At 44.0% G+C, this 15724-nt stretch carries 13 protein-coding genes; 4 read left to right on the top strand and 9 right to left on the bottom strand.

Going from position 1 to position 15724, the window contains the following annotated elements; translation table 11 throughout:
• Positions 1–144: 144 nt before the first annotated feature.
• On the bottom strand, positions 145–2253 hold the full coding sequence (locus tag F5I99_RS05080) for an autotransporter outer membrane beta-barrel domain-containing protein (RefSeq protein ID WP_151053950.1): 2109 nt from the start codon (positions 2251–2253) through the stop codon (positions 145–147).
• A 224-nt stretch (positions 2254–2477) separates the two neighbouring features.
• Positions 2478–4154 (bottom strand): dihydroxy-acid dehydratase, encoded by a 1677-nt coding sequence (ilvD, locus tag F5I99_RS05075; RefSeq protein WP_151053949.1) that lies wholly within the window; start codon positions 4152–4154, stop codon positions 2478–2480.
• A 622-nt stretch (positions 4155–4776) separates the two neighbouring features.
• On the opposite strand from ilvD, the gene F5I99_RS05070 reads away from it, so the two are divergent.
• Complete coding sequence (locus F5I99_RS05070; RefSeq protein ID WP_151053948.1) at positions 4777–6138, top strand: tyrosine-type recombinase/integrase; 1362 nt, start codon at positions 4777–4779, stop codon at positions 6136–6138.
• A gap of 63 nt (positions 6139–6201) precedes the next feature.
• Here F5I99_RS05070 and F5I99_RS05065 read toward each other — a convergent pair whose 3' ends face one another.
• From F5I99_RS05065 to F5I99_RS05035, 7 genes are all read right to left on the bottom strand, one after another.
• Complete coding sequence (locus tag F5I99_RS05065; RefSeq protein ID WP_151053947.1) at positions 6202–7698, bottom strand: hypothetical protein; 1497 nt, start codon at positions 7696–7698, stop codon at positions 6202–6204.
• A complete protein-coding gene (locus F5I99_RS05060) occupies positions 7698–9350 on the bottom strand; it encodes a hypothetical protein (protein ID WP_151053946.1) in 1653 nt (550 codons plus the stop codon). Before F5I99_RS05060 ends, F5I99_RS05065 begins: the two co-directional genes overlap by 1 nt.
• Before the next feature lie 397 nt (positions 9351–9747).
• A complete protein-coding gene (locus F5I99_RS05055; protein ID WP_151053945.1) occupies positions 9748–10404 on the bottom strand; it encodes a HEPN domain-containing protein in 657 nt (218 codons plus the stop codon).
• Positions 10405–10428: 24 nt separating this feature from the next.
• Entirely contained in the window at positions 10429–11433 is a 1005-nt protein-coding gene (locus tag F5I99_RS05050) for a helix-turn-helix transcriptional regulator (protein WP_151053944.1), read from the bottom strand.
• Positions 11434–11633: 200 nt separating this feature from the next.
• Entirely contained in the window at positions 11634–11939 is a 306-nt protein-coding gene (locus tag F5I99_RS05045) for a gamma-glutamylcyclotransferase family protein (protein WP_151053943.1), read from the bottom strand.
• Positions 11940–11942: 3 nt separating this feature from the next.
• Entirely contained in the window at positions 11943–12881 is a 939-nt protein-coding gene (locus F5I99_RS05040) for an ATP-binding protein (RefSeq protein WP_151053942.1), read from the bottom strand.
• 474 nt (positions 12882–13355) lie between these two features.
• A complete protein-coding gene (locus F5I99_RS05035; protein WP_151053941.1) occupies positions 13356–14195 on the bottom strand; it encodes an SIR2 family NAD-dependent protein deacylase in 840 nt (279 codons plus the stop codon).
• A 130-nt stretch (positions 14196–14325) separates the two neighbouring features.
• Here F5I99_RS05035 and F5I99_RS05030 point away from each other — a divergent pair, with 130 nt between their 5' ends.
• Genes F5I99_RS05030 through F5I99_RS05020 form a run of 3 tightly spaced genes read left to right on the top strand, consistent with a single transcriptional unit; the run spans position 14326 to position 15701 of the window.
• Positions 14326–14700, top strand: a complete 375-nt coding sequence (locus F5I99_RS05030) for a hypothetical protein (protein WP_151053940.1) — start codon at positions 14326–14328, stop codon at positions 14698–14700.
• A 39-nt stretch (positions 14701–14739) separates the two neighbouring features.
• Positions 14740–15018, top strand: coding sequence for a hypothetical protein (locus tag F5I99_RS05025; RefSeq protein WP_151053939.1), 279 nt, complete (start codon positions 14740–14742; stop codon positions 15016–15018).
• Positions 15015–15701: a hypothetical protein gene (locus F5I99_RS05020; protein ID WP_151053938.1), complete on the top strand. Its 687-nt coding sequence runs from the start codon at positions 15015–15017 to the stop codon at positions 15699–15701. Before F5I99_RS05025 ends, F5I99_RS05020 begins: the two co-directional genes overlap by 4 nt.
• Positions 15702–15724: the final 23 nt, after the last annotated feature.

The following is a 15724-nucleotide window of genomic DNA, read 5'->3' as shown; positions in this document are numbered from 1 at the left end:
ACACTGTCCCGAAGTGCCTCAAAACGACCTTGTGAACTGGAACATGCCCCTAAAAAAAGGGGAATAGTCATTAGAGCAAAAAATATAAAGGCTGTTGGAAAGTATTCCAGCAGCCTTTTCTTCGGATTAAACATGGACACTGATCTAGAAGCTCTGACGGTACTTGAGTTCCAGCGTGTAGTCACTGTAGTCGCTATTGCCGACTACACTATCAACGTTGAAATAGAATGATCGTTCACGCTCAATGACCTTACTAACACCAAATGAAACTCGCCCGTAGTCACGCTGTCCGTCAATTCCCTTCACCTGAAAAATGGTATTTGCCGGATCATCAACGAATGCTGTCCTAATAGATCGACTGTCATTATTAAACTCGTGTTCCCAGGCCAAGCTACCATTAACAGCCCACCCGTTGTTCAACTGACGCTCCGCCCCAATACCAATCTCTGAAACCAAAGATTCGATTGTGTTGCCACCATAGAGTAACGCAGCAGCGCCACCTTTTTCACTGTAGCCATCGATGGACACATTGGCATAATGCAATTGACCAAAAGGTCTCAGGGTGACCAGATCACTAACCTCCATTTCTCTGGTCACACCGACGGATAGGTTCCACTGGTCGGCATGGGTATCACCTACCAGACGATCTCCTGCAACCGTGCGCGTAGTATCTAAGGTAACGTGGCCATAGCTTAATACCCCATCAAGATACCAGGAGGGAGAAAACTCATAGGAACCATAGGTTGAAAGCATATAGGTGTTGGCATCTGAACCACTGCCCTCGATACCACGCACATCGGAGTCGGTGGAAATATAACCGAGAGACGCACCAAGCAGGACGTTTTTGTTAATTTGTGTATCAGCCCCTAAGGCGATGCTATAGGTTTCAGAGTTGTAACCATTAATGCCTGCATCAGTGGACTGACGCGCTTCTCCATAGGTACCGCGAACAAAGAAGTTTATATCGCTTGCACTGTCAGCACTGGCACCACCACCTGTGCTGCCAATTCCGGCTAATGCTGTGTCACTGATATTGAATCCGTTTCCACCCGTAAGCGACAGTGGAACTGAAGATGCACGTAAACCTTGTCGAGCACTGGTAATTCGGCTGAACAGGATGCGTCGATACTGTGAGCCACCACGCAGGATTGCAGCTCGTCCTGCCAGGGTCGCATGCGGTAACATCTGATTAAGTTGTGCCTGCATCTGAGCATTAGTTCCGCTCGGGCGTACCGAAGAAAGCTGTGAAGATCCCAACAATGCCGCACACAAGTTTCTCGCCGGACCCGTTGCAACGCTACAATCAACACCAACCACAGTCCCCTGACCTTGGGAAATCGAAGCTACGATTTTTGCCAATTCCTGAGAAAGAGAGTTCAGTGCGGTTACGTCTGTGTAGACACTTCGTAACTCACTAATATCCATCACTGTACCGCCGGTTGCCAAAGAAAGCTCACTGTAGTCACTATCGGTGGTATCAAAGCTATTAATGCGGACATAGCCCTGCACCTTGGTAACCACACCTGTCACTGGATCTTTAACGAAGGCGAAACCCGTCGTAGGATCGGCACCGACTACAGCAATCGCCGTATTACCCTGGCTATCGGTGAAACGCTGATCAACTACGCTATGCAGTACAATGTTTTTATCCGACAGCATCTGCTGCATCACCGGCATATTAGCCGCAGAAATCGAAGAAGGGGTGCCACTGTTGTTATATATTGTCTGGCCTTGCGGGAGCCCGCTAGTCGCTGGTGTGCCATCAGTATCGACATCGCGGTCTTCATCAGTAATCAGAAAAATTGATGCTCCAGCACTGTTTCGAAACTGATAGTTACGTAATACATAGTCCACCATCCGGTAACCATCTTCCGTTCCACCAGAAGTTTGAAGTTGGGATGTTACCGAATTGAAATCATTCGCCGTTCCCCAAATTGAATCAACTCCACTCGAAAGATTAAAATGTCGATAAAGCGCAGAGCCCGTTTCACGTCCAGCCTCATTGGCAGAGGAAAGCTGACCGATACTCCCACCAAAACCGCCCAAGCCATAGCGATTGACAGTGACTTGCTGGGTGTTCAAAACATTGTCCAGATTCTGAATATATGAGCCAATAAATGCATTGTGTTCACCAGACATCGAACCACTTTCATCTATAGCTACAACCATGTCAATGGTGTTTGCAGCGTTCACTGTGCCGCCAACTACAGAAAAAATAGCGGCACAAAGCAAACTCTTTTTGAAACCCTTCATGTAACCTCCTTGATTAATACGAACACTGACATAATAAAACGGCCATTTTAAAGCAACGTATTACCGTCTAACCAGCTCTACTGTTTAGACAAAAGTGATATATCAATACAAAACATGACACACATCAATATTCTTAAACACTACCGTGCCTAAGTTAACTATTCACGTGAACAAGGTTGGAGTTTCAGTAAGAAATTTTTCGCCCGGAGACCGGGCTCCTACAATCAGGGAAGGTCGGTCACTGCGCCCTTGGAGGCTGAGCCGACGGTACGTGCGTATTTTGCCAGCACGCCTCTGATGAATCTGGGGCCAGGGGCTTGCCAGGACTGGCGCCTGCGGTCTAGTTCTTGATCCGAAACGTCCAGTTCAATCCGGTTTGCAACCGCATCAATAGTGATGGTGTCACCCTCTTCAACCAGGGCGATGGGACCACCTTCCGCGGCTTCAGGAGTGATATGACCTACTACAAAACCATGGCTCCCTCCGGAAAAGCGACCATCAGTAATTAATGCTACGTCACTTCCAAGCCCTCTCCCCATGATCGCCGAGGTTGGACTGAGCATTTCCCGCATACCCGGCCCGCCTTTCGGGCCTTCGTAGCGAATCACCAGCACATCACCGGCGACAACTGTGCCATCCAGAATCCGTGTCTGGGCCTCTTCTTCAGAATGGAACACCCGTGCACGCCCGGTAAAATGGGTGCCCTCCTTGCCGGTAATTTTCGCTACAGCACCCGTGGGAGCCAGATTACCGTAGAGGATGCGCAAGTGACTATCGGCCTTGATGGGGTTATCGAAGGCATGAATGATATCCTGATCTTCCGGATAGGGTGCAACGTCAGATAGATTCTCGGACAAGGTCCGCCCAGTCACAGTCAAGCAATCGCCATGCAGTAACCCCCGATCCAGCAACATTTTCAACAGCGGCTGAATACCACCAATCGCGACCAGTTCCGACATCATGTAATGGCCACTGGGTCGCAAGTCTGCCAGCACAGGAACTCGCTTACCTATCTCGGCAAAGTCCTCCAAAGCCAACGCCACACCTACCGTACTGGCCATGGCTAACAGGTGTAGCACCGCATTGGTCGAGCCGCCGAGCGCAATAACGACAGTGATCGCATTCTCGAAGGCTTCACGGGTCATAATGTCAGACGGTTTGATATCACTTTCAAGAAGATTGAGCACCGCCGCCCCCGCGGCCTGGCAATCCTCAAGCTTGTTCGCTGACACGGCATTCTGCGCCGAACTGCCCGGCAGGCTCATACCCATGGCCTCTATCGCTGATGCCATGGTGTTGGCTGTGTACATGCCTCCGCAGGAACCCGCCCCAGGAATCGCTGTTTCTTCGATCTGTTTTACCTCTATCAGGTCCATCTTGCCCTGTGCATGCGCACCTACGGCTTCGAACACAGAGATAATATCCGTGTGATTTTCACCCGGCAGTATGGTGCCCCCGTATACAAATACAGCCGGGCGGTTCAATCTTGCTAGCCCCATCAGACAGCCTGGCATGTTTTTGTCGCAACCACCGATGGCCACAAGACCATCAAAGCCCTCACAACCTGCAACTGTCTCTATAGAATCCGCAATCACTTCGCGAGACACCAGTGAATACTTCATACCTTCAGTACCATTGGCTATGCCATCTGACACAGTAATAGTATTGAAGATCAAGGATTTTCCCCCAGCCGCATCTGCACCCGCCGCCGCTTCTTCAGCCAGCCGATTGATGTGCATATTGCAGGGAGTGAGGTTACTCCAGGTAGAAGCAATGCCTACCTGGGGTTTCAGAAAGTCATCGTCAGTGAAACCAACGGCCCTTAGCATGGCGCGACTGGCTGATTTTCCAACACCATCAACCACTTGTGAGGAATAACGACGACGCTTATCTTCTAACATGGGTTTTTAACTCAGTTAATTTTGTTTTTTGGAGGGCTATCCACTCGCCATGGCATACCGTTACAGGTTGAGTAATTGCTGCAATCAGGCAGGCAACCACGACAGGGTAGCCGATGAGGTGTCGCTGTAGTGTTGTTTTGTGTAGGTTCAGACATAAGATTAGTACTTCATCAGGTTAATTCAACCTGTGTTACGTCCAGAGGTGAGATTTGGATGTGATGTTTCGCCCGGGGACCGGGCTCCAACATTATTTCCGCGACCCCTTGTGGAACCTCGCTCCGCGAGTTTCGCCCGGGGACCGGGCTCCTACAGCAATCATCAACCTATGTAGGAGCTCGCTCAGCGAGCGAACAAGAACACCCGAAGACCGGGTTCATGACGACGAAAAATAAGGACATAAATTGGTCGGGACGGGAGGATTTGAACCTCCGACCCCTTGCACCCCATGAATAAATTTTTCATTTCCATGGCATTCCAGCACATTCCATAAAAACACAATAAATACTTTATATTCAGCAGCTTACTTGATATTTTTCTTTTTTTAAATCCCAAGACTTTTCAATAAATACCAGTTAAGCTAATCTCAAACGGTCACGGAACGGTCACGAGAATAGAGATAAAGATGGCAATAATCACCGATCGACAAATCAATTCAAAACCTGATACCAAAGATCGCTGGCTCAATGAAACAGTAGTCAGGGGGCATGGTGCACTAGTCGCCCGGATTGCACCTTCCGGGGCAAGATCTTTCTATTTCCGTTACACCGACAGTAATGGAAAGCGCGACCGTATGCCTATTGGAAATTATAGCCGAGAAGAAAAGCCTGGCGGCATGACACTGACGCAAGCACGCTTCAAGGCAAAAGAGCTTGCTGGGCTCCACAAGCAGGGCATAACAGATATACGACTGCACTTCGAAGCCGAAGAGCAGCTACAAAAAGCAAAGCTTGAAGCCGAATGGATCAAACTAGAACGAGAAAACCAACTTCACAGAAGCCGGATGACGGTGAATGACCTTTTCGAACACTGGGCCAGCGTTGATCTAATCAGACGCAAAGACCAAGGTGCAGAAATGAGGCGCTTGTTCACCAGGGATATCCTGCCAAAAATAGGTAAGCTCGCTGCAGAGGATGTGCGACGCCGACACATTACCGAAATAACAGATGTCTTTTTGGCCAGAAACACTCCACGCATGGCTAAAGTGGCTTTCTCAAGTATTCGGCAGATGTTCAAATTTGCTGTTGTTAGGGAAATTGTCGATGCTGATCCAACAGCTGCTATTAGCAAATTCAATATAGGCGGTCAGAGCGTTGAACGTGACAGAGTCCTATCTGAAGATGAGCTAAAATTACTCGTCAAACTCCTGCCTGAATCAGGGCTGGCACTAACAACAAAGATCGCGGTATGGATAGCCTTATCCACCGGCTGTAGGATTGGTGAGTTGATGACAGCTGAGTGGTCTAATATCGATCTTGAGAAGTGTGAATGGTTTATGCCGACCACTAAAAACGGCAAATCACACACAATACAGTTATCAGCATTCGCCGTGGAGCAATTCCAATTCTTGTATGAGATTACAGGCGCTAGCCGCTGGTGTTTTCCAAATAGACACGATACAGGGGCACTTTGCCCTAAAACGATTAACAAGCAACTTCAGGACAGGCAACGACAGCCTGATCAAACAAAGTTAAAAGGCCGCAGTCAAAACAGCCAAGCCCTGATACTGCCAGGTGGTAAGTGGACACCGCATGACCTACGAAGAACGGCTGCCACGATGATGGTTGAGGCAGGAATACTTCCAGAAGTAGCGGATCGCTGTCTGAACCATACGGAGCAAAATAAAATCAAAAGGACGTATCAGCGATACTCATATGCGAAGGAAATGCGGCATGCTTGGGAGGTGCTGGGTCAACGCCTGACAATATTAGCCCAACCAGAAGGCAGTAATGTTATTACTGGACACTTTGGAATGCAGGCAGACTAACCATCAACTCATTACTGTTCAGTTGTTAGAGGATACCGTGGTTCAGCTATGAGCTAGTACAAATTATGGATTCAAAAGTTTTTTATACTCTTCATCTAGATACTCATTAGCTGCATCAATATCAAGTCGACCTGCTAAATACCAAGCACGAAGCTCTTTAACGGCTAGAGTACCAAAACGTGCCCATGCCAAAATATTTGCACGCAGCATAAACTGTACAATATTGCCTCCTGATCGCAAGCCTGCGTCAATGCCATCGACCATACACAAGGTTCCATGAGAGACCAAAAGCATCCGTCTTAATTCAGGGTTTGCTCCTACTGGCAAACATTGGCTCCACTCCTTTTTGTGATATAGCCGTTGTTTGAAACTCCATGAAATGCGAGTTAGAAGCTCTGCAATCATAACCGGCACAGCCAAGGCCAAGCCATGTCGAAAATCGTAACCTTGTTCAAACACTTTAACAGCAACTTTTCCAAAAGTGTCTCTATGTTGCCCAAACGCACCAAAATCTAAAAATTGGAGTAAAGAGTAGAAAGGTATAGGTATACCTGCTCCACGACCAGAAGATCCTGAAGAGCCAGCCATATCTGATGCAAGATGTCCTAACCAATTACAGAAACCAGAGAATACTTTTGCGGGAAAATTCGCCCCTTGTAATTCAAAGGTTTCTGTATCGATAGTAATTAAACGTCCATCACTGATAAAGGTGGATGTACTGGTGAATTGATTAATTATTGAAAAAAGCAAACCTATCAAATCTGGAGAGTGTGAGAGACTTTTAATATGATGATTCAATGGTGTTAAGTTTTTGATTTGACCATCAGTACCTCTAGGTCCAGCCGCATTAGAGTGAGTTTGATCATAATTAACTTTAAAATTTCGTTCTAAAAAACCTATTGCACTCGCTTTTGGATCGCTTCCTTCTCTTGCACCCTGCCAACCAAACAATTTTGCTACATTTATAGTTGCATTATCTACTACTTTATCAGCCCCCTTACCGATGATACTTTGGCCTGGAACACCAACAAAAACAACATCAACTAAACCGCCAATCATTCCACAGGTAACAGCGAGCATATAATCATACTTATCGCAATTACTTGCCTTGTATGTTAAATCACTATCTATTCGCTTCTCAATCTCTATACGTTGAGATTCTGTCATTAAGTTTTGAAAGGGATCGCTAGAAAGGTCAACTTGATTTTCATGCGAATACTTACGAACTGAAGCCATATAGGCATCCCAATCAAGATCATCATTCTGAACGATTTCTAATAAAGAAATTTGATGCTTAGCTTCGATTTGAAATTCATCGACAGCTAATGCTAATGCAACCTCTTCAGAAATGGATTGATCACTAACATCAAATTCAACTCCTGTACTAGCTAACAAGATATCAAGTTGTGAATCAAGCTCATCAAAAGCACTTAGATTTTCTTGGCGAGTATTGGCAAGGCTGTCTACTCCACTTTTAAGTTCGCCGAGCTTTTTTTGAGCAGAAGACTGCTGGTGCTTCTGTACCAGCAGTGATTCAGCAGCTTCTCTGTGCTTAGACATTACGAAAAAAATCCTTTTAATTTTCCTTTTATTGCAGATTGAGTAGAGGCATAATCCAACAACTCAAACACTTGTCCTAATTGCTCCATCTCTTTGGAATTACTACTCTTGATAAGTCGATGTGATTGTCGCTCCACTACAACACCTTCCTTTACTTCTTTAAGGATATCTTCTTTGTAATAGCCCATAACAAAATCAAAATATTTACTTTTGTCATGATCTGAAGTTAGAGCTTTTAGACGGTCTACGTCTAAATACTCAGGTGATTTTAACCGAGCACGCTCAGTCTCCGCTTGCTCTGTCTTAGAACCAACAACTTGAGAGGCTCTTATAAACTGAGATAATTTAGCTGCTAGTTGCTCTAACCTCTCCTTAGTAACATGCTCAGATGCCAACGCACTAGATAGTTCCTTGGTAAGAAAGTTAATATCCTCGATAACCATGTTAATCGTTCGTTGACTCTGTCGGATTACTTCTTGCAACATGATTTCTCTGCGTTTATCTCCTTCATCAACACCCGAACCAGTCAAGTGCTTTATGCCCTTGTACGCCACAACACCCAGGATAATAGCGGCACCTATCCCTGTAGCCATGCTAGAAAAACCAAGAACACCACCCATTCCCAGTGTTGCAAGTCCAGAAGTCATACCTGCTGCTGAAAGACCCATTACTGACCCAGAAAGATAAACTGCGCCTAGCGGTACGCCTACAGCACCAGCTTTAGCACTCAACTCTTTGAGACTTTTTGTGATAGCTGTATCTGTATAGGAACGATCAAGTATTTTTCTATCATTAGCAATAGCCATCTGAGCCAACTCAATTTCTTCATCTGATATTTCAAACAGCTCTCGGTTTTTTTGAAGAAATGAAAAATTTATAGCATCAGTTTTAGTTAAAGAAGAGTTAATACTTATGAGGTCTTTTACAAGTGATATTTGTATGGACTTCTCCATACCATCTGGGCTTTGCGATCTAATTACAGATACCAAGTCTTTCACCAACTCAATATTATCAATTGATCCAATATACAGACGAATTTCATTTCTAGACTCTAAATTTAAATTAAGACGAGTCATTAATTGTAGAATCTCAGCAAATTCTCTATCATCAACTTCACCATCATTATCAAAAGCCATATTTACAATTATTTTTATGTATGCAACTTTTAGTAATTCAGACAAATTCTCTATAGGCTCTAATTGATTCTGCTCTTCATAGCCATCATATTTACTAATAACATCATTGATAATTTCCGCCAATTTATCTCGCGCAACTTCTGATCCATATTTTACATTGACCACATCACCACTTTTTAAATTAAACCTTAAAGACTCATCTCTTTTCTCCTTCCCTTTACTATCTAGCTGAACATCTAAAATATAGTCTACAGAATCTATATTTTCATAATATATCTCAATAGGATTTTCAAAAACCTCTTTAAAAACAATTTTTAGTCCAGTAAGTAGAAAACCCTCCTTGGCACTTTTAAATGTTGTATTATCACAGATACCTATAATAGATGCTGGATCCCCATTAAACTTAAACGCATTAACTGCATTATTTAGTTTCTTTTCAGGAATATCTGGTGCTATATAGGTTGCATTACCCATTTCAGACAACCTTTCCTTCAAGTACTGGTTAATTCCTGACATAATCAATATCCTTACTGGTAAAATATTATATATTACTACTTTTTTACTATATTGAATTTATTAAATAAAAAATAACTCTCATCTGAAAGCAACCTATGAGTATCCCTGATACTGGTTAGCAAATGACTTTCCAGATCAACAAGCCTAGTTACTTCTTTCCGTATAACTTACAGGTTATCTGTATTAATTTTCATTATTTATTCGACTATAACTAACCACATATTCTTTAAAATCAACTAGAAATGTCAAAATCCTATTTACAAATTACCTTCGATTAACATACCGAAAAAATTTCCACAAAATCGCTCTCCATTAAAACATCACTTCTAGGCGAGACTATTTTAGCCCAACCGAAAGCCTGGCACTTAATCATGAATGGTTTCATTTTTATAACCATTTAGCTCTCCTGAATAAAAGGATAAAATGGTTCACCCCATTCGTTTTTATCATGCTCAAGCATCAGCTCAAGGATGATTGGTATAGCTTTATCCAATAGTGATACACAGTATTTGAGTTGAGATCTGTTGGCATGGCTATTCCAGGTTGATCCACCGTGCATTATCTGATTACGGAGCGTGTATATTCTTCTGAAAATGATTGAAAGAATATGAGTCGTGTTCTGAGATGCCAATGCCTGAGAGGCACGTTTCTTGGATTGTTTAAAGCGGGCTTCCCACTGGTCTTTTTCCAGGCGATTATTTTGATAATCCCAGAAAGGCTGAAATATGTATTGATTATCGAGTAACGCACGGATCGTGCCAGGAAACTCTTTCCATACCAGATGGTAGAGGCTTTTGTGTTGATCCAGCTCTACAAGTTTTTGAAAGAACTGCTCAAACATACCCTTTTCAGTTGTACGATATTGCTCTTCCACATCGACGGCATAAACAGCATTAAAGGCTATCCACAGAAAAATGAATTTCGCATCCAGATCATCTTCTACCTGTTCGGCCTTGTTCAGCCAGCTCAGAGACCTGTGAATACGAAGAGAGAGTTCAGGAGCTGAGAACTCGCGCCTTTCTCTGTGTATCTGCTTCAGTTCTTGGTACTGCATCGCGTCTATTTCCTTAACAGATTTTCATCCATATAGCTTTTTTAATTCATCAGCTAAGTCTTTAATTCGTTCACGCCATGCCAATGGCTCTATCACTTCAAAATCAGCTCCAAAGCCCATTACCCACCACTGAGTCTGCAAGTCATTCGGCACAACTGCAGTCAACGTCGTCCACCCTTCTTCGTTGGGTTCAGATAAATTTTGTTGTTCGCTTACGGGAGTTTCAGATAATAACCAGGCAATCTCAGGCCTCACCTTAGCGACTAGCTCTATGTCTTGGCTATCTATGCGGTATCCAAATACACCCTGTTGCAGATAGTCATCTACATTAAAGTCAGGTCGTGCACGATAGACTGCACGGCTTTCTTTACTCTGCTTGATTCGGTGTAATGCAAAATGCCGAATATCTTCGTACTCATCTGCTGTTGCAAGAAGATAGGTTACACTGTGGCGAGCAACTAGCCCTAATGGATGCAGTGTGAAGGATTTTTCTTCACCTTTGGCTCGGCTAAGATAGATAACATCAAGTGCAATACTGCGCAGCAAGGCATCCGTTACCTCAGACCAAATTTTCTGATCAATGGGTGCTGGAATCAGCGCTTTGCCATTAGGGATGGCTTTAACGTGACGAGTCCAGTCACTGAAGCCACTCTCTTTGAGTTGGTCTAGGTATTTACGTGCAGCGCTAAACTGATTACTTAACTGCACAACTGCCGTTTGGGGAAGCAAGCCTTTCAAATACTCCTCAGCAAGCACCAGCGTGAGCGCTGTTGGTGTATCCAAAGCTGGTAGATTACTTTTAAACGCTGGATCGAATGCCCAGCGGTAGGGCTTACATGCTTTATCACAGATAAGTGGGAAGTGATTGGACATTTTTTCCAAATCACGCTGAACACTTCGAAGTTCAACCTGGAAACCACGCTCCTCAAGAAGTGCCTGAAGGGTGGGGGTCGCTCTGTATCCTGGCAATCTAGGAATTAACTGCAAAAGCGTTAAATACCTAAATAATGTATTGTGCTGGTTACTCATCCTGAAGCAGGTCCTTGATTCCTATAATTTCATCATATCCAAAGGCTCTTGCGATTGAAACAGACTTAAGTCATATATCAGCCAACTTATTTAATTGGATGTACGTGACTGTCCTCAACGATCTGATGTTGAATTGGTGTCGCTCATTCTGGGCACCAATTACCTGTCGCGATGACACTGTTAAGCTCTACCTGTCGGCTTTATTCATACACCCACACAGAGCCAAAGCTTGATTCAACCTCGATACGCAGATATAGGCTCTTGTGAGGCTCACCTTGGTTGTAGCCTTCCAACTTATCCAGGCGATGTAGCTGTTCCGTTGATACACGATAGATTTCAACAAGCACACTTTCAGAGCCACCACGCTTTATGGCTGGAAACAACCCCAGGTCATAGAGGGTAAATTCAAACAACCTATCTTCTCCGACAAACTCCGAGCCTTTCAGTAGGTCATGATTAAAGTGGCCCTGCTTTAACGATCCATACACTGCAACCAGATGCTCCATAATCTAATTTCCCCCAGATAAGGCAAGGCTGCCCCCTGGTTGCAGTGTTTTAATTTCGTGCTCTTGCTGCAATCCATTCAGCAATGATTGTGGTGTAAGGGTATCGCCCATAGCACGATGATGTCGCTCAACTGCTGCAAAGTCACCGGGGGTAAGTAGTCGTAGTTTTTGCAGTTCACTGTGAATATTGTCGACTGGATAAGCCTTTAAAGCTGACTCATGAGAACGTCCTATCAGATTATTAAACAACATCCACGTCTGCTCAAAATCCAGATAATTGAACCGGATTTTGAAATCAAACCGCCGCATCGCTGCCATATCCGGATGTGTCATTAAGCCAGTAGAAATCAAAAGAATGCCATCATACTGTTCCATCTGACGCAGCAACTCATGCACTTTCGTGACATTCAGTCTATGACGTACTTGAGCACTCGATGACAAGAAAATATCTGCTGCACTGATCAATAGTACTGCTGATTTTTCAGTGGCTTCGTCAAAGGCATGCGCTAGTGATTTTTCGGTGCTACCTAAAAACATATCTAACAAATTAGATGCTTTGTGTGCCACAAGCGGCATGTTCAATTGATCGGACAAGTAGGTAGCAAATGATGTCTTACCGGTTCCTGGCGGACCGAACAAACAAACACGCCCTCTTCGACTACGTTTTAGTTCCTTTGTGAGGCACTCCAGCGAAAAATCCGTGTTTGAAAAGGCTGGATTGAAATAGACAGGCACTTCTGAATGCCTCTTCTTTTTTTCTCTATGACCCAAAGCCTGATAGAGCGATCCCAAAATGGCATCAATTTCGGCGTTAACACGCTCAGGCTTGTGATGGCCAGAATTTTTAACTTCACCCGTCCTTATCCACCCTTGACCAAATAAGGGTTGGGGAGGCTGAACCATCAAAATTGGGCTAGGTACGTACTGTAACAAAGATGACATGGCTGACTCCCTTCACTGCTGGATTTATTGGGAGTATAGGGAATGGGTGCGTTAAATTTTGTCGCAGAGATCATTTTGTAAAGAATGGCCGATATTCAATGATATAAACTCTTTGCAGGTAGGTCTAACCTTGTATGAATTCATCCCTTTTCGATTCGTGCCGTTCCACACTCAACACATAACTTAGCCGAAGAAGAGCGTAACGGTAACGAGCACATAACGCATTCGGGTCCATAGTCATCGGCACGAAAATAGTGAACTAAGTACCAGTCTTTGTGAAGTAATGCAGAACTTGTGATTGAGTTGTACTCATTGACGACCCAGCAATGTAACTGTATCGCAGCACTGGATTTATCAACACCTTGAGTTGATAGCACCGCATAATTTTCCATATTGGCCTGGGATAATGACCACACTTGATTCCACTCATGATCATCAAGCATTTTTTCAATCCGCTTAGTTCGCCAACAATACTTACTGATCATCTGCGTATTTATTCATCTCTTCATGTACTGATTCTAATACCGTTAACGCTGTGCCATCGAGGTTAAGCCATGGACAGGGTGAATCATTAGGTGCAGCCTTGCAGATATTGATCTGCAGCACAGCTAAGGCCTGTTTTGCCAATGCCCAAGTTTTATCTTCTAGTGTCGTGACGGTTGAACCCACACCAATCTCTAGCACAAGAAAGTCACGGCTAGACGCTAAGTGCTTCTCAAAACTTTGCCAATTCAAATAGGCCTTTTCATCAGCGTGATGAAGAAAGCTACGATCACCAAACATCAGCACATGCGGTCGCAACACTTGCCCACAGCCACACTTCGGTAGAATGCCATCTTCTATCAAGTTTAACTGATCATCGGTAATGCTCATTAATCCAATTTTACGGGTATCGCAATGTTTATCACTGCAATACATAGACTCAAGCGATCCATGGCATTCATACACTTGATCCGGATTGAAACCTGACTTCAAAAAATGACCATCTGTGTTTGACGTCAATACAAATGAACGGTGACTGCCGACACGTGTGCACCACTTGTGCAAAATTTCATAACCAGGATGAGGCTTTGTTAGACGATATTGTCGAATACGTTTAGCGTAAAACTTCCAGGATGCCCGTGGTTCTTTTTCGAACAGAGAGTAGCTGGCCAAGGAAAATTGATTACGGTCATCACTTTTCCAGTACCCAGTGGCATCTCGGAAGGTGAGTAATCCACTGTCAGCACTCATACCAGCACCCGCCAGAATGACTAATCGTTTCGCCGACCTCAGATAGGCTGCTGCCCTCTCAATAGATTGTGTATCCAGCATGACGCTTACCCTATGTACTGGAATCTAGTTGTGTTCCATATATGTATGAGTTTACGCGAACATACGACAAATATTGTCGCAATACATCTTTACAATACACAGCAATAAAATATTTTAGTCGAATCACCCTATGCGCAGAGTTAAAGACATTTTAGTGGCGAGTTTGAGCAGTGACGACGAATCATCAACCATAGATGATTTAGCCTTTCATATTCAGGACTGCCTGTCAGACCTCATTCAACTTAAAAAACTGTTTAATTACGTTGAAAGCAATGATGAATCAGCACTGTCTTTGCTGGATGGAGGTCCAAAAAGAACACTGATCTCCATAGCAATACATGCGTCTAATCATCTCATTGGTGCCGCCTACCTTTACACAAAGGTAGGTCTTACTGATCAATTTCAAGTCAATATCTTTCATGACGAACCCGAGTGCCCAGATCATTTAATGCACACACCCTGCCCTGAGCCAATGTGTGAAAGAGAATTACAACATTACATATGAAGACAGCATGCGCCCTTGCCGATTAAGCAGATGTCACGGATGGAACAACTGGTATACCATGAATTTTTAAGGGGTGATGCCAGTGCTGGCACGCTAAAACAGGCTGTATTTCTTTTGACTGACTGGCACACTGAATCTCATATGCCAGAAGCGCCACAGGTCAGAAAGATCCTGGCGCATTTTTTCATCAAGACGCCTGAGCATTTGGCAGCACTTGGAAAATTGCAATCTCGGCGGGCCATAACAGATGTGTTTGGATTAGGTATTTTCAAAACGGATTATTCAGATGCTGGAATTCAGAGGGTAATAGTGGAATGAATGCTTTATTAAACGAAATCATGGACCAAGCGGGTGTATTGAATTCAGTGGATACACAAAAGGATTACGACTGGTCCTATCCCTACTTTGTGCGCTATTTTTCAGATAGAGCTGTGATTACTGAGCATGATTTTATTATTGGTTCTAGCTTCACCTATTCTTGGATGCCAACGATTCTGCGGTATAAATCTATGAATAACGACCAATCGAATAAAAACCTGTTTGATGAGAAAGCCAAACAAGCCGCTGACATACTTTGTCGCGCCAGGTGTTTTGAACCTTTATCTATGGAAAGCCTTTACTTTCTAAAAGGTGTTATCAACAACTCACTTGTCGGCACATCGAAACTACTTCACTTCGTTAACCCTGATGTGTATGCCATTTGGGATAGCCGGGTGATGAAATTTTTATTGGGAAAGCGATACAGATACAGCATGCTCAAAGATCCCCAACTGTACTATCGCTACCTAGACCTCTGCCACGAGCTTACCAAGCATCCAGATTTTAACCACACTAAAGAATGTTACATGGAGCGACTGGGCTACCAAGTCTCCTCACTCAGGGTGGTAGAGCAAATATTATTTTTAAACAGCAGCCATGAACTGAAGAACACATGGGAATATTGTAAAAACGCTAACAGATTACACAAAACTCTTCCATTAGCTTCACAGGTGCGTCATTGAGTACCGAACCTTAGTGATGCCAT

Source organism: Nitrincola iocasae (assembly GCF_008727795.1).
Lineage (GTDB): Bacteria > Pseudomonadota > Gammaproteobacteria > Pseudomonadales > Balneatricaceae > Nitrincola > Nitrincola iocasae.
Note: the sequence above shows the minus strand (reverse complement) of the source record. Positions and strands in the feature narration are given on the sequence as shown.